The organism is Cellvibrio sp. PSBB006 (genome assembly GCF_002162135.1).
Taxonomy (GTDB): Bacteria; Pseudomonadota; Gammaproteobacteria; order Pseudomonadales; family Cellvibrionaceae; genus Cellvibrio.
On record NZ_CP021382.1, the window covers coordinates 4,139,583 to 4,164,667 of the forward strand.

The following is a 25,085-nucleotide window of genomic DNA, read 5'->3' on the forward strand; positions in this document are numbered from 1 at the left end:
TGTAAACCTTTCGTCAAAAACGTTATCCGCGCCCGGTTTCGCGGCCATTTTGCTGTGATAGCATGAGTCTTCGTTTGAATTGGGTTTGCGAATACTGCACGACCTGTTTTATTGTTGCCCGCATTGCGGAATATCTATGTAGCAGCAGGGATGTATGAAAATACTGTTTAAGAACACCACCGGCGCCGAGTTTCAACTCTCCCCCGTTAATACCCCCACCACCGGTGGGACTCCCACCAAAGATTCCCGGCAGATATTGCAGTCCGCCCGCCTGATTCAGCCGGCGACCTGGGCGGAAGTGTGGAAATTATTGTTTCCCAAGCAGCCCGTGCCGCCCTCGCAGGAGAAAATCCAGCAGGAAGTTGGCAGCGCCCTGAACAGCAAAAAGCTGCAGTTAGTGCCCGTAACGGCCCAGCCTGACGCAACGGCGGGTACCGAATTTCGCGGGCATCGCAGCGCCAAAGGCGGGGGCAAGAGCAGTGCCTCTGACGCATTGCCGCCGCCCAAAGAAGACGTCAAAGCCCATGCGGTAACGGCGGAGTCCAGCGAGACCTGCTCTGACCAAAATGCCGTGACCAGCGTCCAGCCCGGCAAGGTATCCAACACTGCCAACGAAGGCACTGCCGCCGTTGCCAACACCTGCACCAACGGCTGCCCCATCAGCATGATCTCCGGCGAGGAATTGCTGAGCCTGACAGACTTTACATTGCCCGGCCCGTTGCCCTTCACCTGGAGACGTACTTATCGCACCGGCCACAGCCGCGATATCGGCCTGGGCCATGGCTGGACCCACAGCGGTTGCGAGCGTTTGTACGAAGGCCACCATACGGTCGAGCTGAGCGATGACGAAGGTCGCATTCTGACGTTTAAACGCCCACGCCCGTATCAGCGCAGCAAATTACTGAACGAACAGATGGATCTGGACGCTATCTCCTATGATGCCTACGTGTTGCGCAAACAGGGCCAGCCGCACAAAGTCTTCACGCGCCTCGGTCAAACCGGTGCCTTCCGCCTGACCCAGATACAACATCCTGCGTATCAAGCCCGCCAGGCATCCGGCGAGGCCGAGCAGGGTTTTGTGCTTAACCTGCATTACGACGCTTACAACGCGTTAATCCGCGTGACGGGAAACTGGGGTAAAGCCTTGCAATTTACCCGCGATGCCCATGGCCGCGTGAGTCGCATCACCCTGCAAGACAGTGCCTCGCAACAAAGTCGGGTGCTAGCTGAATACGACTACAGCGACGACGGGGATTTGATCGCGCATCGTGATGCTGCCGGGCGCGGCGAAAGCTACGCCTACAACCATCACCTATTCAGCCGTCGCACCCTGGCTACCGGTTTCAGTTATTACTACGAGTGGGACGGTGAATATACGCAAGCGCGGTGTTTGCGCGCCTGGGGCGACAAGGGCATCTACGATTATCGCTTCCAGTGGGACCCGGACAACAATCGCAGCCAGGCCACCGACAGTCGCGGCTACACGTCTTATTACACCTACAACGAATTCGGTTTAATCACTGAAGAGATTGATAACGAAGGCAATACCCATCGTTACACTTACGACAATGGCCTGCTCGCCAGCTACACCGATCCCGAAGGCAATGCCACCCGTTATGCCTACGACGGTGCGTGCAATTTAATCGGTGTCATTGACGCACTCGATCAGCGTCAGACGCGTTATTTTTTTCACGGCAAGCTGCTCACGTCCACCGATAAAGACGGTGCACTCTGGCGCCGCAGTTACAACGCGCGTGGCTTGCTCGATACCCTCACTGCACCAGACGGCCAGATCACGCGCTACCGTTACAACGCGCAGGGTTTGCTCAGCCAGCAACTGGATGCGCGCGAACGCGTTACCCGTTACGAATGGAATGCGGCTGGCGAACTGACGGCGGTGATTAACCCGGCGGGCCACAAGCAAAGTTTTAAATACAACGCCTTGGGCCAGATCGTACAAATGGATGTGTGGCTCGCCAGTCGCCACCACGGTGGCACGACGCGTTATTTTTATAACGACAGCGGCGAACTGGAGCGGGTGACTTATCCCGGCGGCGAAAAAGTCGATATCCAATACAACGCCAATGGCCAGGTCGAACGCATCAGCGACCGGCGCGGGCGCGTCACAAAATATGAATACGATGGCTTAAGCCAGGTAGTGCGCCGCACCGATCCGGAAGGCAACAGCCTCCGCTATGAATACGACAACGAACGCAACCTGACGCGTCTGATTAACGAAAATGGTGACGACTACCAATTCGTTTACGACGGCAATGAACGCCTGATTAAAGAAGTGGGCTTCGACGGGCGCATCCAGCACTACAAATACAACAACGCCGGCCACTTGATTAAACACCTGGATGCCGGCGAGGTCGTCACCGAATTTGAACGCGATCCGCTCGGGCGCATGCTGTCCAAAACAAGCCGCGCGCTGAAAAACCCGGATGCGACAGCGGAATACAGCCGTTATATGTACGACCCGGTTGGCCGTTTGACGGAAACCTACAACAGCCATCAATATCTCGCATTTCAATATGATCGTTTGGGCTTTTTGATCAAAGAGCACCACAGCGACCTTAATGAAAAACGCCAGCGTATCAGCGGCAGCATGGTGGACATTAACTACCAGCGCGCTGCCAACGGGCAACTGAAAAAATTGCAGCTGCCGGGCCGTGAGGCTATTGATTACGCCTACGATCATTTTGATCGTTTGCAACAAGTCTTATTTAACGGGGCAGCAATTACCCAAATCCAACGCGATGATGTTGGGCGCGAGTTGAATCGAATCCAGGGCGACATCATTACCCACAGCGATTACGATCCCATGGGACGCCTGGCGAAACAGCACGCCATCCATCGCCAGCAAAAAAATGATCTGATCAACCGCGAATACCAATACGATCCGTTCGGTAATTTAAGTAGCTTTAAAGACGGTAGCTGGGAAGTACGTTACGTCTACGACATGGTGGACAAACTCAAACGCACCGAAGGCGATTTAAACGAACACTTCGTCTTCGACCCTGCCGGCAACCTGCTCGGCCAACAAAAAAGCGACACCGGAAAAACCACGCGCGGCAATCGTTTGCAGATGCAAGGCGACCGCAAATTCGACTACGACGCACGTGGTAACCTGATCCGCGAAGCGCGCGGCAAAGGCGGCAAACTCGAAACGGTTTTTGAATACAACTTCAATAATCAATTAGTGAAAGTGGTTAAAGAAGGGCAAACAACCGAATACGCCTACGACCCCATTGGTCGTCGTATCCGCAAACAAGACAACTTCGGAGCAACTCACTACCTCTGGGCCGGCGATCAGCTCGCCCAGGAAACCCGCAACAACCTTAAGAAGACCTACGTCTACGAACCGGAAAGCTTCAAACCTCTCGCCATGGTCCAGGACGGCGAGATCTACCACTACCACCTCGACCACCTCGGCACGCCCCGCGAACTCACCAGCCAACAAGGCAAACTTGTCTGGAAAGCGCGCTACAAAACCTACGGGAATGTCGCGGAAAAAGACATTGAGGAAGTTGAAAACAATCTACGGTTTCAGGGTCAGTATTTTGATGAAGAAACCGGATTGCACTACAACCGGCACCGCTATTACGACCCGAGCCTGGGGCAGTTTACGACGCAAGACCCGATTGGGTTATTGGGTGGGGTGAATAATTATCAGTATGCGCCCAACCCGGTGGGGTGGGTTGATCCGTTGGGGCTGACGTGTAAGGAAGGGTATGCGGTAGTTCGTCAACTTGAGAATGGATATGCAGAAGGACATTTAACTATAGAAATTGTGTGGGATGAGTTGAGCTATTCAACTCATCAGGTGATTACATCATCTGATAAATCATCAACATCAATTAGACGTGCGAGTAGTATTAATTCAGATGCTATAAAAAACTGTACTGTAGCTCATGAAGCAAGAATAGCGCTCCCCAATGCTGAGGCTGCCTTTCGGTATCAGAAAGAAATATTAAATTCGGAAATTGGTAAGTACGATCTAATAGAAAATAGCTGTTATTCTCACGTTTTTGACGTTCTTGAAGCTGGAGGGCATGCGCCCATACAAAGAAGCAAAAAGGGATTTTTTAAGTTTATGAGGGGTAATGGCTTTGGGCGAATAGAGGACGCTCCGTCCTTGGAGGTATAAATGGGCATAATATTATGTGATGTGCATGGAGAGTCAGGGTTTAATCCTTATGTATCAAATGAGCTTGTAGATAAAATCTCAAACAATATTTTGCTGATCCCATCGGAAATAAAGCGTGTTGATATTAAGTTTTTTGACGAAGAGAGCGGTGGGGAAATCTTTGATATTCAATATTGGATGAGTAAAGAGGCATTCGACTTTTTATCAGCAGCTGATTCATATGAGGTTATATCTGATGAAGATGAGAAAAAACTAGATGTACTGTTTGGTCCAGTAATGAATGGCGGCGGTGTTTGCGATAAATGCTTTCGTGAATATTTAGAGCGTTCAAAGAAGGTGGCGTAGTTTAAATTCGCATGGGTGTGCTTTAAGTGTTGCTATGTTTGCATGGCATAAGCTATATGCGAAAGACGTCGGAGGAGTTCTCAGGTAGAGGGAAAAACCTTGTTGGAACCGGATGAGATTTTAAGGTCACTCGAAAATAACAATTGCATGATTAGGTCCAAAATATTGTCATTCGTAAAATATAAAATTATATGTATCGCTTGGGTGCTTTAGATGAAAGTGTGCTTGGATCTTATTGAAAAACGTGCATCCACTTTAGACGATCCACTGGCATTTCCCCCTCTTCATGATCGAATTAAAGAAGGTTGCAGATCTATCTCCGTATGGCTTTTGCCCTACCTTGATCATCGTTGCGCAGTAAATAGCGACATAATGGAAACTAAAGCATACCTGGACGCTGCTGGGCAAAATTCATCTGAGTTTGCCTCGCGGTTTCGCGGGGCTCTGCTCGGTTTGGCATTGGGGGATGCATTAGGTACAACCCTTGAGTTTTCGCAGAGGGATTCCTTACCAGAGGTAACATCAATAATTGGTGGTGGTCCTTTTGGTCTTCGTCCCGGTGAGTGGACTGATGATACAAGTATGGCTCTTTGTCTTGCTCATAGTTTAATTAGAAAGGAGTCATTTAACTATCAAGATCAACTTGATTTATATTGCTTATGGTGGAAAAAAGGAATATTTAGCTCGAATGGTAGGTGTTTCGATATTGGTAATACCGTTGTGGATGCGCTTAATAGATACATGGAAACCGGCGATGCATATTCAGGTTCGACAGACCCAATGGCTGCAGGTAATGGGTCTTTGATGCGGCTTGCTCCGGTAGTTCTTTTTTATTTTTCTGATCCGGACAGTTGTGTCGAGTGGTGCGCAGAAAGTTCCAAAACTACCCATGGTGCAAAGGAGGCTGTGGATGCCTGTCGGTATCTTGGAGCTCTTTTACATGGTGCAATCAAAGGTGTAAGCAAGGCGGAGCTTACACAGGGGCTCTATGAGCCCTACCCAAATTTTTGGAACGATAACCCGTTAAGCTTGGCGATACAAAATGTCGCTATGGAGGCATGTAGAAAGTCCAGAGATAAAATTAGATCGTCAGGATATGTGGTCCATACCTTGGAAGCGGCAATATGGGCTTTTCATAACACAGACACATTTGAAGAGGGCGCTATTTTAGCGGCCAATCTTGGCGATGATGCCGATACGGTGGCTGCTGTTTATGGTCAATTGGCTGGCGCGTATTATGGTGAACATCAAATCAATCCACTTTGGATAAAAAAGCTCTCCTGTTTTCACGTTTTTTATATCTATGCGGATAAACTTCGCCGCTTTGGACTTTGCAGGACACCAAGTTTTGTTCGAGTCGAGCGATAAGGGATCGATAAAATTGGAAATATTTGATCATGCTGCTAACTGGGTCAGTCAACAGCAAGAAATTATCCTTGGGTCTGGAGTCTCACTAACTTCAGAGCAAATTGTGATAGCCTCTCAAGTAGGTGTTCTGCGGCCAGAGAAAATTCGCATATTGTCGGTTGCTAAAATTTCACCTCCGGATGACCCTTTGTTGCGAAAAGTCGCTGAGGAAATGAATTTTCTTGGTCCGGATACTATAGGGCTGACGCTTGGTTATGGTATTTATTTGCGCGAAGGTTATATCACTGACAGGCTGCTTTCCCATGAATTTCGGCATGTTCAGCAATACGAAGTTGCCGGTTCTGTTCAGGCTTTTATTGTTGAATACATTCAGCAAATATTTCAGTATGGCTATTATGATGCACCTTATGAGGTTGATGCGCGAGCCCATGAGCTTATTCATTAAGCTATCGCAGCACATCGTATGCTGAAGGCCTTCTTGCCGAATAACCTCGGTAAATATTTATTTGTTCAGATGTTCACGATCTACCTCCCTTTTTTAAGTGGAGTCATCGCTTCTCGATTTTGATAAATCTAAATATCGATATTAATGCCGACTTTCTTTAGCGCTCACTTTTAATGAAAATCCCGCGATTTTAACGCAAGGCTTTGCAGTCGATCCGTCACATCCTCAATATGACCAGCGAGCACATGAACAATAGGGGCGCCGACGTCATCTGTCAGTATGTCGACGGTGCCTTTGATGATCAGCAATTTCCCTGTCAATAATTCTTTTCGGAACTGTTCCTGCGTTGTGCTCCAGACAACCACATTATTGGTGCCGGTTTCGTCTTCCAGGGAGACAAACATGACGCCGGTGGTGGTGCCGGGACGTTGTCGTCCGGTGACGATGCCAGCGATGCGGACGAAGCCTTTGTGTGGCAAGTGAATTAACTCGGCGTGGCGCTTGCAGCGGTTAAAGGGGTATTCCTGTCTGAGTATTTCCATCGGGTGTGCACGCAGTGTCAAACCGATGGAGGCATAATCGTCCATCACATTTTCTTCCAGCGTGGGGCCATTCATTAATAATGGATCGTCATCGACTTCGCTGTCTTCCAACAGTTCTGAATGGGGCAATAAGGCGGATGCCTGCCAGCGGGCGCGGTAGCGGTCGCCGGCGATGTTGAGCAAAGCATCGGCAGAGGCGAGGCATTCGAGGTCGCTATCGCTAAGGTTGGTGCGTTTGATGATGTCGTGCAAGGAGGTGAAAGGTTTTTGCGCGCGGAACACTTCAATGGCTTCCGCTTTTTCTGCATTGAGCGATCCCACGGCAATAAATCCCAAGCGAATTCCCCACTTACCCCGGTGGTCTGGTTCGAGTGTGTATTCGTATCGGCTTTGATTGATATCGATGGGAAAAATTGTGAGGCCGTGTTTGCGGGCATCCTGAATTAATTGTGAGGGGCTGTAGAATCCCATGGGTTGACTGTTCAGCAGTGCGCAATAAAACGCCGCCGGATGGTGTCGTTTAATCCAACTGGACAAGTAACACAGAATGGCGAAAGAGGCGGAGTGGCTTTCGGGAAATCCATAGCCGCCGAAGCCTTTGATTTGTTCAAACAATCGGTCGGCAAATTCTTGCGTGTAGCCATTGTTCAACAGGCCATCTTTAAAATCTTGTTCAAACGATAAGAGTTTGGAATTTTTCCCCCAGTTTGCCATGGCCCGGCGTAATTGATCTGCTTTGCCGCCGCTGAAGCCAGCGGCTACCATGGATAAGCGCATCACCTGTTCCTGAAAAATGGGAATACCCAGAGTACGTTCAAGCACACTTTTCACTGTGTCGCTCGGATAAGTGATGTCTTCCTTACCAGCGCGGCGACGCAAATAGGGGTGGACCATATCACCTTGAATCGGACCTGGTCGCACAATGGCGATTTGAATCACCAGATCGTAAAAGCATACGGGTTTTAAGCGTGGCAGCATCGCCATTTGCGCGCGCGATTCCACTTGAAATACACCTACACTGTCGCCACGACAAAGCATGTTATAGGTGGCGGGATCATCTTTAGGAATATCCTGTATCGAGCGAATAGTCGGTTCGTAAGTCGTGATGTAATCCAGCGCACGGCGCAAGGCTGAGAGCATGCCCAGCGCCAGGACATCCACCTTCAGTAAACGCATGGCTTCAAGATCTTCCTTGTCCCATTGAATAATGGTCCTGTCCGGCATGCTCGCATTTTCCAGCGGCACCAGGTCGCTGATTTTAGTCTCGGAAATCACAAAGCCACCCACATGCTGGCTCAGGTGCCGGGGGAAGCCACGTATCTGTTGCACGAGGTTAAAGAAGTGCATCAGGAGCGTATGGTTGACATCGGTGTTGAGGGATTCCACCTGCTTTTGCAAATCTGTGCTTCTATCCCACCAGGCAATATTTTTTGCCAGGTGATCAATCAGTGTTTCATCCATGCCTAACGCCTTGCCAACATCACGCACCGCGCTACGGCTGCGATAGGTAATGACCGTGGCGGCAATGGCGGCGCGCTCGCGACCATATTTTTGGTAAATATATTGGATCACTTCCTCGCGTCGTTGATGTTCAAAGTCCACGTCAATATCGGGCGGCTCATCGCGCTCCAGTGAGATAAAACGTTCAAACAGGACATTGATTTGGCCCGGTTCAATCTCGGTAATAAATAAGCAATAACACACGATAGAATTAGCTGCCGAGCCTCTGCCTTGGCAAAGAATCCGCTGTTGGCGAGCAAATCGGACAATGTCATGCACGGTTAGAAAATAATATTCGTATTCAAGTTTTTCGATTATCGTTAATTCATTTTCTATCAGATTTTCATTGGCGGGAGATACACCTTCGGGCCAGCGTTTGCGTTTTCCTTCATCAACCAAATGGCGTAAATACTCCGTAGGGGAAAAATTGTCCGGAACTAATTCCCGTGGATATTGGTAGCGCAACTCGTCCATAGAAAAATTGCAGCGGTCTGCAATCACACAGGTTTCATTCAATAATGCGGCGGGGTACAACCTGGCCAGCTGGTGAAATGATTTTAAATAGGCCTCGCCATTGAGTTCCAACCGGGTGCCCATTTCCTGCACGGACGTATTGTGACGAATAGCCGTCACCACATCTTGTAGTGGTTTGCGTTCGTTGCTGTGCATCAGAGCGCTACCGCAGGCCACCAAAGGAATATTCTTGTTTAGGCTGAGCTGATGCCAGCGTTCAAAATCCTGTTGCTCGCCGCCATAAAATTGATGGTTAATGCCGATCCATAATCGATTTTTAAAAGCGTTACTTAATTCCGTCGCGGTTGCATCGGTAATGGTGTCGTTGAGGTCCGCCAACCAAATCACCAGGCAATGACGCAGGCGAAAGCGCAGGTCTTCAAAGTGCGCTTCATAGGAGCCCTTTTCCGCACGCCGACGCGCCAGGGTGATAAAACCGGACAGTTCTGCATAAGCAATTTTTGACGGTGCAATGGCAATTAATCGCATGTCGTTGGATAACGTAAAACGGCTGCCGATAATCAGCTTCATCTTCAGTTGTTCTGCGGCCACAAAAGCTTTTACGATGCCGGCCAAAGAACATTCGTCGGTGATGGCAAGTGCGTCATAACCTAATTCGTGGGCGCGATAAACGTATTCGTCGGGATGCGACGCGCCAGTCAAAAAAGTAAAGTTGGTGATGGTGTGTAAATGAGCGTAGCGCATCAGGCGAACACTCCCTGCACATACCATTGCTTATCGTAAAGATTGAAAAAAATCCATAGCGATAGATTGTCCTGACGTTTCGCCAGATAGTAGTCCCGCGCAACAGGTTTATCCCACCAATCACCGATGATGCGTTCCGGCCCGATCAGCGGCGCAAGGTAACCGTGCCAGTACAGCCGCTGGTACCGATCTTCAATAGGCTCTGGATTCTCCAGTAACCAGGTGGGGCGTAAGCTGCGTTTATGAATATCAGGCAGCGCTTGAAAGGACTTTTCTGCAAGCGTCAACACAGCTTGCGTGAGTTCCGGTACACGGCTGTCGTGATAGCTGAGTTTATAAACGGCTGCATCGCCCAGACGTGCCTTCAGTTTGGCAATGGTGACAGCGAAATCTGAAGATGACGTCTTGCGGCGACGGCTTTGATCCAGGTCGAGTATCTGGTTGCCACTTTGTACGGGCAGTGTGTATTCGCAAAGCAGTGTGATCGAATCCACTTCAAACGGCAGTGCTTTATTTTCAAACTGGATCAGCGTGAGGTCATAGAGTAATTGCCATTGGCTTTGCGGCAAATCACTGTTGACGGTCATATGCGCCTTGCGTCGATAAATATCCGTCAGGTGCCACTCAATGGCGTGGCATTGTTGTTGCCGCTTGCGCAGATAATTTTCCAGCGAACTTAATAAATGTTCAAACGTCGGCTTCAGCTGATCCACAAGCGTAATCGGGTATTCAAAATGAATGGCTTCCTCGAACCATTCATCGGGCCGATAAATATCTCTGGGTTTATCAAACAAAGCGCCTTGCGAAAAATCCTGATCAATATCAAAAATCTCGGCCAGGACATCGGCGAATTCATGCCCAAGGCGTTTCTTGAAGCTGCGTATGGATTTGTGCGTAATTTGCCGGGTAATATCACCCAGAGTGAAAAACCCCATGCGGGTTAACGAGGCTTGTGCGGCGGGAAAATCAAATAAAACATCAATGGGCAACGCATTCAGCCGCTGGAGAAATTCCGGCCTGGTTTCCTCTCCGGTAATGGCATGTTCAGCAAAGGAAAGTATCCAGGCCGCTTTGGCAGAATGCGCAAGCCCGAATAAAAATCCGTGGGGCGTTTGATTCAGGCATTCAGTAATCCGATGAACAATGCCCGCAACACCGGAAAATAATTGCAGGCAACTGGATATCTCCAGTAATAAACCGGATTGCGCTCTGGTGGGGCTGCAATAGCGATCAATGTACGGCGTAAAGTGATAGAGCTGTTCGGATAATTGGTGCAGAGCCTGTTGCTCCTGCGCGGGATCTCGTTCAAGGATCTCGCAGCCGCTGAGCAATTGCGCGGTGGTGATATCCATGTCCAGTTGCACCCCGGCGTGCTGCGCGGGTTGGTTGGCAAACACCACGCGTTTTCTATCGGCAATCACTACCGGTGTCGCAATTGCATCGGATTTGATGGCGGTTAAAGGCAAGTCAGGCAGCCGAATCGCCAACCATAAACGTGCAGAAGTTGGGCGCATTACTGACCTCGTAATGGTGTAACACTGGCCAACCGTTGGGGAACAATGTCCTGCTTGGTTGCCGCCGTTTTTTCGTCGAGGGCGGCATAAGCTTGCGTCGGTTTCCAGTAATCCGGCAGCGGTAACAACAAAGGTTGTGGTTGTTGTTTTTGCAGATAGCCCGTTTGTTTGAACAATGTAATTTCCAGCCCATCAGCCAGCAAACGGGCAAATAAACGTAAACGGGCCGGTGAGCTTTGTTGCTGCGCCGCAGAGGGGCGAAACATCACACACAAGCCGGTACCGTCAGAGGCCGAGAGTAAACATTTGCGCAATTCGGTATAACTGATGTTCTCCCGCGGTTGCCAGGCGAGCACCGCGCCGACGCTGGCGCGCGCCAGTTCGGTAAAGCAGCCAATAAAATGTTTTTTCTCCGCCGCATCGACCACCAACAAACGATCAAGATCAAAACCGGCCTGGATAAACGCTTGCGCAAAGGGAATGGCCGGCGGGTTAAGCAACACAATCAGCCCGGTTACCTGTAACAGCGCCGGCGTAAACAACAGCCACTCCCCCTGAATACCCGGCTGGCACACCTCGATCAACGTCCCTAAAGGCCACCCCTGATGCAATAACCGCTCATCCAGCAGCGCATGGCCAGTGGCCAGCGCTGTCCGATCGGTAAAGCGCTGCGAATGGCCCAGCCACATATCATCCCTGAGCAATAACTGCTCAAGCGAAGCGGTGGCTGGTTTGTCGGAGGGTACATCACACATGATTGGCACAAGATAACTGTATTTATATACAGTATAGTGCAGAGGGTTATGGGGACGTCAATCGGGCGGGTTAGAACATTTGGGAGCATCCGATGAGTGAGCAAAAAGGATAATGGTGGGGGGTTGTTTGTCATAAAACGCAGTAACCAATTTTCTGGCTAATGCCATCTGTCGCTGGGCCAGTTATCATGCACACTTCATTTTCATGCTAATTGCCAGCGGATGCCCGCCATCCCCGGTGATTACCCAAAGATCACAAGACACAAAACACCAAAAGAAAGGTTCACAATGGAATTCCTCGATCTGCAACCCGCTACCCGCGCGCAGGGTGTTGTACAGCTCCCTGGCTCCAAAAGTATCTCCAACCGCACCTTGCTGCTGGCCGCTCTGGCGCAGGGCACGACCGAGATTCGCGACCTGCTGAAGTCGGATGATACTGACCGGATGCTGGAAGCCTTGCGCAGCCTCGGCGTGGGTGTGACCCAGATCGGGGAAAATGATTATCGTGTGGAAGGCACTGGCGGTTTTCCCAATAAAGAAGCCGATCTGTTCCTCGGTAATGCGGGCACGGCGTTTCGCCCGCTGACGGCGGCGCTGGCGTTAAGCGGTGGGACTTATAAGCTGCACGGTGTGCCGCGTATGCACGAGCGGCCCATCGGCGACCTGGTGGATGCCTTGCGTCAGATCGGTGCGGATATTACTTACCTCGGGCAAGAGGGTTTTCCGCCCCTGTTGATCAAACCTGCTGAGATTGCTGCACAAGGCACCATCAGGATTCGCGGCGATGTGTCCAGCCAGTTCCTGACGGCGCTGCTGATGGCGCTGCCCATGACCGGCAAGGAAACCCGCATCGAGCTGATCAGCGAATTGATCTCCAAGCCCTACATTGAGATTACCCTGAAGCTGATGGCGCAATTCGGTGTGGTGGTGGAGCGCGATGGCTGGGAGCGTTTCACTGTGCCGGTGGCGAAGGGCTACACCTCGCCGGGTACGATGTTTGTTGAGGGCGATGCGTCCTCTGCGTCCTATTTTCTGGCAGCGGGCGCGTTGGGTCGTGGCCCCGTGCGGGTACAGGGCGTGGGCCAGAACAGTATCCAGGGCGATGTCGCGTTTGCAGATGCACTGGAAGCAATTGGTGTGAAGATCACCAAAGGCGAGAACTGGATTGAAGCTTCAGCACCGGCCTTGCCGTTAAAAGCTTTTGACCGGGACTTCAATCATATTCCCGATGCGGCCATGACACTGGCGGTGGTTGCACTCTTCTGTGATGGCCCATCGCGCCTGACCAACATTGCCAGCTGGCGAGTAAAGGAAACGGATCGCATCGCCGCGATGGCGACTGAATTGCGCAAGCTGGGTGCGATAGTGGAAGAGGGAGAAGATTGGCTGCGTGTGACGCCGGTCGAAAAACTTATTCCCAACGCAGCGATCGATACCTATGACGACCATCGTATGGCCATGTGTTTTTCATTGGCAACCTTCGGCGGTGTGCCGGTGCGTATCAATGACCCCAAATGCACGGCAAAAACATTCCCCACGTATTTTGATGTGTTTGCCGACGTGGTGAGTGAAAAATAGTTAGGACATGAATTCACTGGAGTGAGACGTTATGCTGACCCTGTTCGCCAAAATTCTTAAGGTTCTGAATTCGGAAGCCTCTCCCTGGCAGATCGGCTGGGCCATCGGCCTCGGTCTGCTGGCCGGCTTGTTGCCCTTTGGTTTCCTCACATTATTGATTCTGCTGATTGTCTGTTTGTTTACCATCAACCTCTCGACTTTTTTATTGGTGTGGGGCGTGTGTAGCGGTTTGATGTTTATCTTCGGCGACGCATTGGAAGCCCTCACCTGGCAATACGCGCAACAGCCGGGTTTATTGCAGTTATTAGCTTCTACAGAAACGCTGCAGCTTTTGCATTTGCATCACACCTTGGTGCTGGGTGCGTTTGTGTTGGGTTTGCTCTTGCTCTTGCCGATAGCCTGGCTTGGTTCGTTGCTGGTTACCCAATACCGATTACGAGTGATGAGCAAATTGCAAAAATTACGGATTGTGCAAATGCTCAACGCCACCAAATTAGTTCAGCTGTATCAGAAATTAAATTAAGGAGCCGCAGATGATCCGGAAATCGGGATGGTTAGTTTTTCTTGCGCTGCTGGCGACGGTTTTATTGCTGGTCTATGTTTTCGCCGGTACGGCCATTCGCATTGGTATGGTGTACACGTTGGAAAAAGCGGTGGGTGCAGAAGTTAATATCGATGATGTGTCACTGAGCCTGTCACCCTTGGCGCTCACCATTGAAGATTTGCAAATCACCAACAAGGACAAACCCACTCACAACACCATCAGTTTTGCGCAAGCCAATGCCGCATTGGAAGTCTGGCCTGCGTTGTTGGGTTATTACGTGATTAACGATTTATCAATTGACGGTCTGGCTTACGGCACTGAACGTCGCTCGCCAGGAAAAGTGTATCGCGGTGAGCTGGCCGAAGAGAGCGAAAGGGTAGATCTGGCGGAAGTCTTGCAGTTGGATTTGCCTGATGCCGATGAATTAATGGCGCGCGCGAATTTGCAAACCGAAGCCAAGGGTGAAGCGTTACAGGAGCAGGCCAGCGCGCAGAAAAAGCAACTGGAATCCTTGAAATCGCAATTGCCGAATAAAGACAATCTGGAAAAAATCCAGGCCGACATCAAAGCGCTCACCGAGAGCAAGATCGAAAATGCGGCAGACCTGGCGGCCAAGACCGAACAACTGAGAAAACTGCAAGACACATTAAAAGCTGAGCGCGATAAAGTGCGGCAAGTGAAGCAACAATTAACCGAGAGTCGCGATCAATTAGAGAATGCGGTCACTGCATTGCGCGATGCCAGTGCGGCGGATTGGCAACAACTGCAACAATTAGCCAATATTGGTGAAGGTGGCCTGGCGCCGATCAGCCAGATTTTACTTGGCGATGTCTGGGGTGATCGAATCGCGCAATTGGAAAGTATTTATCGCTTGGTAAAACCCTACATCCCTGAAGATTTTGGCAAAGGTGATGCTGCTGCGGCTGAAGCGGGACCTACCTTGCCTAATCGCATTCTGCCTTTACCCAGCCAGCCTTACCCGGATTTTCTGGTCCGGAATGCACGCATCAATTGGTTAATCGGCGGCGGTGAAGCCACTATCAGTGCGCAGGACATCACCGCGCAACATGATATTATCAACAACGCCACACGCTTTAACCTGGATGTACAAGGCCTACCGAAATTGGCCGCGTTTGCATTGAATGGTGATTTTGCCATTCGCGAACAAATGGTCACCAATGTGAAATGGGATATGGATGGCTTTGCGCTCGACAGCATGGAAATTGGCGGTGGCGATAGTGCATTAAACCTCGCCGCGAGTTTGCTTAACTCAACCGGCTCATTGAAATTGGTGGATAATAAAATCGAGCAACAGGCGCAGGTTGTGTTGCAACAGCCGGAATTCAGTAGCAGCGGCAATAAATATATTCAACAACTTGCAGGTTTATTGAATCAGCAAGCGCAAATTCCCTTGACCCTGGGCGCGACAGGTTTACTAAGCGATCCGCAAGTCAGCGTGCGTTCACCTCTGGATCGTTTACTCGGTGATGCACTGTTGGGCGAAGCCAAAGCAAAAATCGCCGAACTGGAAACCAAATTGCGCAACCAACTGGACAGCAAACTGCAGGAAGAGCTGGGCGCGCAATCCGAATGGCTGGCCATGCTGAATCAACAGGATGGCGAAGCAAATGCGTTGCAAGGTAGCATTGATAATATGCTTAACGCAAAGTTGGCCAGCGTAAAAGACAGCGCTAAAGATCGGTTGAAAGACAGTTTGCGCGATCGTTTGGGTGGCGATAAAAAAGAAGAATAACCACGTCTATGTTTATGGTTGATGACCTGATTGGTGCGTCAGGTCATCAACCAACTCCTGCAACACCTGCTTGTCCCCATCAAATTCCATCACGGCATTGGTACGCTGCAATGTCTGCTGTGCATGGTCACGTGCAATCCGATAAAAAGGTTCGCCCAGTTGTGCCAGTGCATCCAACGCCTTTTGCAAACGAATCTGCACTTCAAGCATGTTGACGCCATCGCGCGCAATGGGCGTAAAAAAATCATCAAAAAATTCTTCAAGCTTTAACGGCGGTACCAATACCTGCGGATACTCAATGATGCATTCGCTGTCCCCCGTGTTCGGCTCTTTCCAATGACACAAAATACGCAAGCCCCGCCCGATAATTTCAATAGCCGTACCCGGATCATTAACCGCCGGCGATAGGGCGCGCGAAGCAATTTCACTTAACACCGATAATCCAAAACGAGGGTCCTGGTCAAAGGAGCGTTCGTTGGCAATGGAGAATGCGGATTGCAGTTTTTCCTGATCGAGTTCGTGCGTGCCCACCACCCGAGCCAGCATCCGTTTAGGATGAACAAAGGCACCGGGTAAACTGGTGATGTAAACCCTGGCCTCCGCTTTTTCTGCCCAATGGGAAATAGCAGCCACATCAATATGCTGGATGTAACCAATTTTCTCTGCATACAAGGGCAATGCATCGGAGGGTATTTGCTGCGCGTCTGTCAGCGGCGCACCGCCGAGCCATGGGTATTGAATGCGCTGCTGTACCGCTTTCAACGTTGCTTGCTCGACACGGTCACTGGTTTCGCCAACGCGCCCCAGATGCGACAAGTGCTCAATCCACAGCAACACGGTAGCGACAATCAGCGCAATAACGCCGAGCGTAACCACGAACAAAATCACCCGACCTTCGTTACCGTAGACGCCGGTGCTCAACGCGGTAATGCCCACGAGGCTGAAAAGAAAAGAACCGACAAACGTTCCCAGCACATTTTGGGTGGTGGTGTCTTCCATCAACAGGCGAGTTGCACGCGGCGAAACACTACTGGTAGCGGCGGTATAGGCCGCGACCATCACGCTAAGGGAAAATGTGGTGACCGCCAGCATGCTGGAGGCCAGGATATTCAGGATATTGTCGACCGCATCCGCCCCGATCTTGGTCGACAGATCATCGGGAATCAGATGTTTAAGAAAAATTGCCGCCAGTGCAGTGATAACGGCCAGGACCGCAAAAAGCAGCGCGCGTACCCATAACTTGCGGCTGAACTGCACAATGATCCAGCGCCATTTGGAAATCATGTCCTGCTCCGTGGGTGAATGAAGTTACCCGCAGTATAGCCAAGGCGCTGGTTGCGCTCTGTTGTGATTACACATTGGCTGCGGTAAGTGCATCGGTTGATGCAGCCTCTTTTTGAAGCAAAGCTCTACTGAGGTAAAGCTTTGTGGTGCAAAAATCAGATGTGGCGTCGCTATTTTCATCAACAACTGATTTCACATGATGCGATGAAAGATTGAACCACATTATTGAATTTCGCGACAGCAGAAAGAATAGCTATCTATTTTTAGGCTCAGTTAAAAATCTTAGCCAATTAAACAAATAAAAAGCGACATTTTAGCAGCGCCACTTCTGCTGGTAATTCGGAGCCCGCATAAATAAATGCTGCACAAATGAGAACGGCACACAGTTTGCTCAGACTTCTTTTAGCTAGAATCCTCTGCCTCCGTTACATCGAGCACTGCGCCTCGAAAGCTTCTACAGCTTCGAAGCTTCTACAAAAAGGAACGCTGGCTGCTAGTTAAAAAAACATCACTTCCACTAACGCAAACCTGTCATGTACGCAGGTTTTAATTCTGCCCTTCCCGCATAATAATTTTTTAAGATTGAGGTGACTATGATTTTCAGGCACGACATTAATGGGTTGCGCGCGATAGCCGTTGTGATAGTGGTCCTGTTTCATTTTGGTCTTCCCGGTTTTAGCGGTGGTTTTGTCGGTGTTGATGTATTCTTTGTTATCTCCGGTTTTTTAATGACCGGTATAATCTTTGCCAAACTGCAAAAGAATCAGTTTTCAGTGCTGGAATTTTATTTGGCCAGGGCAAGGAGAATTATTCCGGCGCTGGCTGCCTTGTGTCTCATCCTGTTGTTTCTGGCGTGGTTTTTATTGCCGCCCTACGAATATGATCGACTAGGAAAACATATTATTGGTGCCGCGACCTTTTTATCCAACATCGTTTTCTTTAAGGAATCTGGTTATTTTGACGCAAGCTCCCATGAAAAATGGCTCTTGCATACCTGGTCGTTATCTGTCGAGTGGCAGTTCTATATTATCTATCCGGTGTTGATCCTGGTATTACGGAAAATGTTTTCGATGACATTAATTCCGTGGATGCTCCTGAGTTTTGCACTTGGTTCCTTTTTACTCTCTGCGTTCCTGCCCGATCGATGGGCCGTTGCCGGTTTCTATTTATTGCCTACACGCGCATGGGAGATGATGCTTGGTGGGTTGGTATTTCTATTTGCATTAAAGTCATCCAAAAAGATGGCGCCTTTGATGGAATTTGCCGGCCTCGCATTGATTATAGCCAGCACACTATTTTTAGATGCTTCGGTGAAGTGGCCGGGTTGGATGGCAATACTGCCGGTCGCTGGCGCCGTTCTGATTCTTGTTGCTGCACGAGATGATTCGTGGGTGACACAAAACAGGGTGGCTCAATACCTCGGCGCAACCTCATATTCATTGTATTTGTGGCATTGGCCGGTTGTTGTGGCTTTAAGCCTGCTTGATGTTATACAAAGTCCAATGTGGATATGTGTAGGCATTTTGTTATCGATGATATTTGCGCATCTGTCATATCGGTTTATCGAACAGTATTGGCGAGCGCCACCGCGCAAGCTACATCCCTTGCGCCCACTCAGCGTTTACGCCAGTGTGTTAATGGTTATTGCCGCTGCGGGATTTGTTATCTTCCGGTATCAAGGTATACCGGCGCGTGTGGATACGTACATTGCGATAGCGGATGGGGAGCAACGCAATCGCAATCCTCGGGTGGAATGTATGGTGGTGCCCAGTAGTGATCCAAGCTCACCCATGTGTATATTTGGTAAAAACACCAAGAAGATTGCTGTCATCGTGATTGGTGATAGTCATTCCAATACGGCTATTAATGCGATTGCTGACGCTATTCCAGATGAACAAGGTGGGGCGCTTTTTCTCGGGGCGGATGGTTGTATTTCCCCGGTCAATATCGCTACCCCCTATTTTGCCAGCTGCGGTTTATACAATCAGAAAATCCTGACATATCTGCGCGACAATTTATCCGGTGTGCCGGTCATCGTGGTGAACCACATGACTGAAAAATTGCTGAACCCGGGCAATATTGCGGCAAACAGAGCAGTTTATCTTGATGGTAAGCCTAATACCCATGCGGATTTTGCGCCCGCTTTTTTACAGCAGTACACAGATAATATTTGTGGCATCGCTGAAACTAGAAGGGTTTTTATTATGCAACCTATCCCTGATATGGGCGTGCATGTGCCGCAAACGATTACACGCGCAAAACTATACGGAGGGCGAGAGATTGATGTGAGTGTGAGTCGCAACATCTACAATGATAAAAATAAGGCTATTCGCCATTTAAATGAAGATACAGCAAAAATATGCGGCGCGGAAACGATCGATCCTGTTCCCTATCTGTGCGATGAAAAAACGTGTTTGGGTTCTATTAAGAACCGTCCCCTGTATTACGATGACAATCATCTGAGCGAATACGGTAGCCGGCTTTTAACACCGATGTTTAGCAAGATATGGAATGTGCTGGACACTGCTGATGTGGCGATTAAATAATCGCCATTCAAATTGTGGATTTCATTGAGATAATGTCCTTCCATCACCTCTATGATTGGTTGGAAAAATAAAGCGCAATTGATTTCTACAAGTATTAATACGGAAACAAAAAAGCCACTAAAATTAGTGGCTTGATGGTTTTCTGGTGATGTTGAAGCTTGGTAATCGTATGAGATGGATTTTTATACTACACGTTAAACAAAAAGTGCATAACATCCCCATCCTGCACCACATAATCCTTACCTTCCTTGCGCGCCTTACCGGCATTTTTTGCACCCTGTTCGCCCTTGTATTCCACAAAATCATTGTAGGAAATAGTTTCGGCGCGGATAAAGCCTTTTTCAAAGTCGGTGTGAATCACACCGGCGGCTTGCGGTGCGGTAGCGCCGATGGGGATGGTCCAGGCGCGTACTTCTTTAACGCCGGCGGTGAAGTAGGTTTGTAAGCCCAGTAATTGATAGCCGGCACGAATCACGCGGTTGAGACCGGGTTCTTCCATGCCCATCTCGGCGAGGAATTCAGCTTTATCTTCGCCATCCAGTTCGGCGATGTCGGCTTCCAGTTTGTTACAAATCGGCACCACTACCGCTTTTTCTTCGGCAGCGATCTTGCGCACCAGGTCCAGGTGCGGGTTGTTTTCAAGCCCGTCTTCAGCCACGTTGGCGATGTACATGGTGGGTTTCAGGGTGAGCAGGTTGATTTCTTTCAGCAGCGCCAGTTCTTCTTTGTCCAGGTCAAACGAGCGCAGCGGCTTGGCTTCGTTGAGATGCGGCTGGATTTTTTCCAGCACGGCTTTCATGGCCATAGCGTGCTTGTCCTGGCCTTTGGCGGCTTTGGCGTAGCGGTTAAGGGCTTTGTCCACGGCTTCCAGGTCGGCCAGAGCCAGTTCGGTGTTGATCACCTCGATATCCGCCGCCGGATTCACGCCGTTGGCGACGTGGATAACATTGTCATCGTCAAAGCAACGCACGACGTGGGCGATAGCGTCGGTTTCGCGAATGTTGGCGAGGAATTTATTGCCGAGGCCTTCACCTTTGGAGGCGCCCGCCACCAGGCCGGCGATATCCACGAACTCCATGGTGGTGGCCACGACCCGCTCAGGATTGACGATCTCGGCCAATTTGTCCTGGCGCGGGTCGGGCACTGCTACCACGCCAGCGTTGGGTTCAATGGTGCAGAAAGGGAAGTTTTCGGCGCCGATACCGGCGTTGGTCAGCGCGTTAAACAGGGTGGATTTGCCGACGTTGGGTAGGCCGACGATGCCGCAGTTAAAACCCATGGTGTGATTCCGTGTATGAAGATAAGGGCCGCGCGAAGTGCGCCGCAAGAATGACAGGGGCGGGATTATACAGGCGCAGGCGGCGTGTCACTAGGTTTGCATCGTCAGGTAGGTCGGATTAGCGCAGCGTAATCCGACATTCTCTCTGGCACAGTTGTCGGATTACGGCGCTTCGCGCCTAATGCGACCTACGGGTTTTATGAGGGGTTTGGGTGGTTTCGTTGAGGAGCTTCAACAACACGCCGTTGGTCCAGCCGAAGCCATCCTGCACCGGGTATTCGCCGCCACCACCTTCCAGGCCGGGTTGATAGACGTTGTATTTCTCCACCATCTTGCCGGTGCGTTGGTAAACGTCGGTGTTCAACTTAACCCAGCGCTGTTTGATCGTGTCGGCGAGGTGATGTTGCTGGTAGTTACGCAGCCCCTGAACGGTGATCCATTGCAGGGGCGCCCAGCCGTTGGGTGCGTCCCATTGCTGCCCGGTATCTTTCAGCGTGGTGGTAACACCGCCGCCTTGCAGGAAATCCCGCTCGATGTGTTGCGCTACCCGACGGGCTTGTTCCGGCTCGACCATGTTAAAGAACAACGGAAACATAGCCGCCAGTGAGCGGACTTTTGTTTGTTGTTGTGCTACAAAATCATAGTCATAAAAAAAACCGTCCTGCGCATTCCAGCCGTAGCGCAACAACGCTTCTTTACGCTGTTGCGCCAGATCGCGGAATGTTTTCGCTTGTGTTGCATCACCGGTTTCTGCAAAGGCATCAGCCAATACCCATTCAAGGTGGTACAGCAACGCATTCAGGTCGACAGGAATAATATCGGTGGTGTGGATGGAGTCCAGGGTGGCGCCGTCCTTGAACCAACGGCTGCTGAAGTCCCAACCGGACTCCGCCGCCGCACGAATATGACGATAGGTTTCGGGGTTGTCGGCGTGTACCAACTCCACATCTTCTTTATATGATTCCGGTCGCGGTGTGGCAGAACTGTCCCAATAGCGATTCATGATGCTGTTGTCGGGCAGTAACACGACACGCCGCGTCGCGCGCGCGCTTGCCGATAAGGTATCTCTGCCGTTCATCCAGAATTGATATTCCTTTAAGAGGTAGGGGCGATAACGCGTCAGGGTTCCTTTACCTTGCTTTTCGGCCAACAAGGTAACCATCAAGGCATAAAACGGCGGTTGAGAGCGGGTTTGATAGTAGGTTCGATTGCCGTTGGGGATAAAGCCCATAGTGTCTATCAAGTGAGAAAAATTATCCACCATGTCTTCAATCAAATCCCAGCGGTTGGATTCACGCAAACCGAGCATGGTGAAGTAACTATCCCAATAATAAATTTCCCGAAAACGCCCGCCTGGCACCACATATTGATGTGGCAACGGAATGAGTGAGCCATCAGACAACGCATCCGGTTCGCGAGTGAGCACGGGCCAAAGCGATTCAATATGCTCCGCCGCATTTTTACTTTTATCGCTTTTAAAATCCGAGGCTACTGAGGGTGGCAGATAGAAATTTTCTTCAATAAATATCGGCAAGTTGAAATCGGGCCGCTCTCGTTGCGCACGATATTTTTGCAGGATATTTTCAGCGGATGTTTTGGGCGTGCTGTCTACAAATGTCTTGGAGTCATTGAAGATGCCCGATAGCTGGACTTTTTCAAACAACTCACCGAAACGTTCATCCGGACTCAGGTGGCTGGTGGGATCTTGCAGCCGCTCTGCTGGTGGTGTTGAGCAAGCGCTGCTGAAAATCGGAAGGAAAATAATGAAAAATATCCTGATAACACTGTTCATGGGACCGCTCTGTTATTGATTAATATGCCGTCGCGCGCGGGCATATAGCTGCTATATACCCGCACCCATTTCTTTTAAAAATTATAGCCGAGAGTCAGCTTCACACTCCGTGGCAGGATATATCGACCATTCGCCGATGCACCGACTGCGCGCGGATCGCTTTCTGTCAACGCCAATTCATCTGTCAGGTTATCAACGGATAATTGCACGCTGAGGTCACTGATATCGACCAATACCCCGATATCAAACTTGTCATAGCCATCCAGTTCATTGGTGTTGGCATTGTCACCATAGCGATCGCTGACCAACGTCCAGGTGCCGTAAATTGTCGCACTGACATCATTGGCAAACTCCATAGAATAACTGGGAGTAAAGCGCAATTGATGCGTCGGTTGGCGCTGCACCTGATTACCATCGTCGGGTCCGGCGCTGGTAATTTCCGGTTCCTGAATAGTCGCGTTGAGGTCCAGCGTTAAATTGCCTAACAATAAATTACCGTCGATCTCTACACCAATCGCCTCGGTCTCCAAACGCTCACAGGTTGCTCCACCGACATCGCAGAACGGTTGTCCCTTGGTTTCGTTGGCAAAACCGGTGGCGTAAAGCGAGTAAAAATCCCTTGCTAATTTATAACCCAATTCATATTGGGTGACATCAATGATTAAATCAGAGCCGAGGTTGAAATCACCACGAAAATCGCGGTAAGCATCAAAATCGGGATATTTATGACCATCGTTGATGCGCACGAACACACCCATGTCATCGGTGAAATTCCAGTTGGCGGCGGCGGTGTAGGAAACTTTGTCTTCATCCGTTTCGACAAAGAAATCGTCGCGGCCATCGCGCAGACCATCATCTACTGAATAACTGGTTTCGCGATTGACGATGCGGACACCGGCATCCAACGTCAGAGCGCCGATGTAAGTTTCCCCTGCAATATAAAACGCATTTTCCCGCGCATCACCCAGTGCGCTTACATCGTATTTAAATCCACACGTAGGCTCATCCGCTTCCTGGCAATCATCTGTAATGCTATCAGCGGTAAGTTGCTCGCCGTTATGACCCAATACATACCATTTCTGATTGCCGATGGACCACCATTCATCCACTTCCCATGACGATGTGTAATAACCGAGTGTCACTTTAAAATCCTGCCAACGTTTGCTTAAACTCAAATCGTTGTTAAACGTTTTTACATCTTTGTGAACCACCCAGGGTCCAAACATCTGTACCAGATCGTCAGCAGCAACGTCAGTGCCGGAAACCGTTTCGCCGGCGACACCACCATTCAAACTGCCGAGGGTAACCGCCGCACTCTGTGGAACAAAACCGTGGGTATTGGCGGCGCCTTTGGTCAGACTAAAGCGATCGATAAACGTCCAGTCGTTACCCAAATCCAATTCAATGGCGCCGCCGGTGACACTGCCGTCCCAGCCGCGCCCTTTGCCTATATCAAATTCTTCCCAGGTAATGGCCGAGCCGCCTTCACCATCGGGGCCGCTGACAGGAACCAGAACATGGCGGTTGCGCGGGCCGACCTGGGTGTACTCAGCATCCAGTCCAGTTTCCACGCCATTCACGTCCAGTGCCACCGGCAAATACCAGGTGCCGTGATCATTGGTCAGTCGATGAAAAATATTGGCTTTACCGTTGTCGAGGATCTTGGTGATATTGATGGTGAACTGATGGCCTTCTTCCGCATTAAAACCGGCATCGCGCACACCGGGAGAGGAGCTGATATAACCGCCGATCATGTAATAAAGATCATCGTCCAGTTTGCCGCTTACGACACCGTCGATACGTTGCAGGTCGTAATCCGACGTGGAGTATTTCACGGTGCCAGCCGTATCTTCTCCGCCCTCTTTAAGAATAAAGTTAGTGGTTAAACCCACTTGGCCATTGGCATACACCGGGTTTGGCCCGCCGCGCAAACCTTCCATGCGCGCAATGGTTTCATCGATACGAAAGAGCGTGGAGTTTTCCATAAACGATAAAGTTGGCGCGGGATAAACCGCCAGGCCATTGATCGCCACCGTCACAAAATCTGCATCGCCGCCACTGGGGAAGCCGCGCACAAAAATGTTGGCCCCGGAGACACCGCCCGAACTTTCCACCCACACACCCGGTATGGTTTTAAGTAAATCGGCGGTGCTGGCGGGGGCGACCTGATTAATTTCTTCTTCGCTGACGGTAGAGATAGCAAAGCTCGCATCAAACTTGCGCAATGAAGCGCCACCCGGCGTACCCGTAACGATCATTTCTTCAATGGCCGGCAAGGGTTCTTGTGCATGTGCCGAAGGCATCAGCGCAGTCGCCAGTGGTGTTAATAAAAAAATAAAATACTTGGCGGGGTTACGGTAATCAGCAGTGTGTTTATTTTTATTCATGATGGTTCTCCACCCCATTGGGGATTTGGTGGTTTCCGTCATTAACTCTGACGATGAACATGCATGACAAAAACAGGAACGGGAA

15 protein-coding genes are annotated in these 25,085 nt (G+C 50.2%); 8 read left to right on the forward strand and 7 right to left on the reverse strand.

The genetic code is table 11. The features are described 5' to 3' along the window. The first annotated feature begins 154 nt into the window (after positions 1 to 154). The 4 genes from CBR65_RS17175 to CBR65_RS22175 all read left to right on the forward strand — a co-directional run bounded on the left by CBR65_RS17175 (position 155) and on the right by CBR65_RS22175 (position 6,308). Positions 155 to 4,150 carry an RHS repeat-associated core domain-containing protein gene (locus CBR65_RS17175; protein WP_087467993.1) on the forward strand — a complete coding sequence of 1,332 codons (3,996 nt, stop codon included), beginning with the start codon at positions 155 to 157 and terminating at the stop codon, positions 4,148 to 4,150. Then, the gene (locus CBR65_RS17180; RefSeq protein WP_087467994.1) at positions 4,151 to 4,495 is read left to right on the forward strand and encodes a hypothetical protein; all 345 of its coding nucleotides are present in this window, start codon (positions 4,151 to 4,153) and stop codon (positions 4,493 to 4,495) included. A 225-nt stretch (positions 4,496 to 4,720) separates the two neighbouring features. Continuing rightward, entirely contained in the window at positions 4,721 to 5,863 is a 1,143-nt protein-coding gene (locus CBR65_RS17185) for an ADP-ribosylglycohydrolase family protein (protein WP_232461237.1), read from the forward strand. Between the two features lie 13 nt (positions 5,864 to 5,876). After that, the gene (locus CBR65_RS22175; RefSeq protein ID WP_157672130.1) at positions 5,877 to 6,308 is read left to right on the forward strand and encodes a hypothetical protein; all 432 of its coding nucleotides are present in this window, start codon (positions 5,877 to 5,879) and stop codon (positions 6,306 to 6,308) included. A gap of 170 nt (positions 6,309 to 6,478) precedes the next feature. Here CBR65_RS22175 and CBR65_RS17195 read toward each other — a convergent pair whose 3' ends face one another. From CBR65_RS17195 to CBR65_RS17205, 3 genes are read right to left on the reverse strand one after another with little or no spacing between them, the layout of a single operon-like run. After that, positions 6,479 to 9,568, reverse strand: a complete 3,090-nt coding sequence (locus tag CBR65_RS17195) for an error-prone DNA polymerase (protein ID WP_087467997.1) — start codon at positions 9,566 to 9,568, stop codon at positions 6,479 to 6,481. Then, positions 9,568 to 11,082 carry a DNA polymerase Y family protein gene (locus CBR65_RS17200; protein WP_087467998.1) on the reverse strand — a complete coding sequence of 505 codons (1,515 nt, stop codon included), beginning with the start codon at positions 11,080 to 11,082 and terminating at the stop codon, positions 9,568 to 9,570. Before CBR65_RS17200 ends, CBR65_RS17195 begins: the two co-directional genes overlap by 1 nt. Then, positions 11,082 to 11,837: a hypothetical protein gene (locus tag CBR65_RS17205; RefSeq protein ID WP_087467999.1), complete on the reverse strand. Its 756-nt coding sequence runs from the start codon at positions 11,835 to 11,837 to the stop codon at positions 11,082 to 11,084. The genes CBR65_RS17200 and CBR65_RS17205 overlap by 1 nt, the downstream gene beginning before the upstream one ends. Positions 11,838 to 12,125: 288 nt before the next feature. Between CBR65_RS17205 and aroA the strand changes: the two genes are divergently transcribed. The 3 genes from aroA to CBR65_RS17220 are packed head-to-tail and all read left to right on the forward strand — an operon-like array spanning position 12,126 to position 15,712. After that, a complete protein-coding gene (gene aroA, locus CBR65_RS17210; protein ID WP_087468000.1) occupies positions 12,126 to 13,415 on the forward strand; it encodes a 3-phosphoshikimate 1-carboxyvinyltransferase in 1,290 nt (429 codons plus the stop codon). A 31-nt stretch (positions 13,416 to 13,446) separates the two neighbouring features. Continuing rightward, the gene (locus CBR65_RS17215; protein WP_087468001.1) at positions 13,447 to 13,938 is read left to right on the forward strand and encodes a TIGR03546 family protein; all 492 of its coding nucleotides are present in this window, start codon (positions 13,447 to 13,449) and stop codon (positions 13,936 to 13,938) included. A 10-nt stretch (positions 13,939 to 13,948) separates the two neighbouring features. Further along, on the forward strand, positions 13,949 to 15,712 hold the full coding sequence (locus CBR65_RS17220; RefSeq protein ID WP_198300777.1) for a TIGR03545 family protein: 1,764 nt from the start codon (positions 13,949 to 13,951) through the stop codon (positions 15,710 to 15,712). Between the two features lie 12 nt (positions 15,713 to 15,724). Here the strand turns inward: CBR65_RS17220 and CBR65_RS17225 are convergent, their stop codons facing one another. Next, positions 15,725 to 16,996, reverse strand: a complete 1,272-nt coding sequence (locus tag CBR65_RS17225) for a DUF2254 domain-containing protein (RefSeq protein ID WP_087468002.1) — start codon at positions 16,994 to 16,996, stop codon at positions 15,725 to 15,727. Positions 16,997 to 17,589: 593 nt separating this feature from the next. On the opposite strand from CBR65_RS17225, the gene CBR65_RS17230 reads away from it, so the two are divergent. Continuing rightward, the gene (locus CBR65_RS17230; protein WP_087468003.1) at positions 17,590 to 19,542 is read left to right on the forward strand and encodes an acyltransferase family protein; all 1,953 of its coding nucleotides are present in this window, start codon (positions 17,590 to 17,592) and stop codon (positions 19,540 to 19,542) included. Positions 19,543 to 19,729: 187 nt separating this feature from the next. Here the strand turns inward: CBR65_RS17230 and ychF are convergent, their stop codons facing one another. The 3 genes from ychF to CBR65_RS17245 all read right to left on the reverse strand — a co-directional run bounded on the left by ychF (position 19,730) and on the right by CBR65_RS17245 (position 25,000). Next, a complete protein-coding gene (gene ychF, locus CBR65_RS17235) occupies positions 19,730 to 20,821 on the reverse strand; it encodes a redox-regulated ATPase YchF (RefSeq protein ID WP_087468004.1) in 1,092 nt (363 codons plus the stop codon). 178 nt (positions 20,822 to 20,999) lie between these two features. Further along, positions 21,000 to 22,613 carry an alpha,alpha-trehalase TreF gene (gene treF / locus CBR65_RS17240; RefSeq protein ID WP_087468005.1) on the reverse strand — a complete coding sequence of 538 codons (1,614 nt, stop codon included), beginning with the start codon at positions 22,611 to 22,613 and terminating at the stop codon, positions 21,000 to 21,002. Positions 22,614 to 22,687: 74 nt separating this feature from the next. Beyond that, complete coding sequence (locus CBR65_RS17245; RefSeq protein ID WP_087468006.1) at positions 22,688 to 25,000, reverse strand: TonB-dependent receptor; 2,313 nt, start codon at positions 24,998 to 25,000, stop codon at positions 22,688 to 22,690. Positions 25,001 to 25,085: the final 85 nt, after the last annotated feature.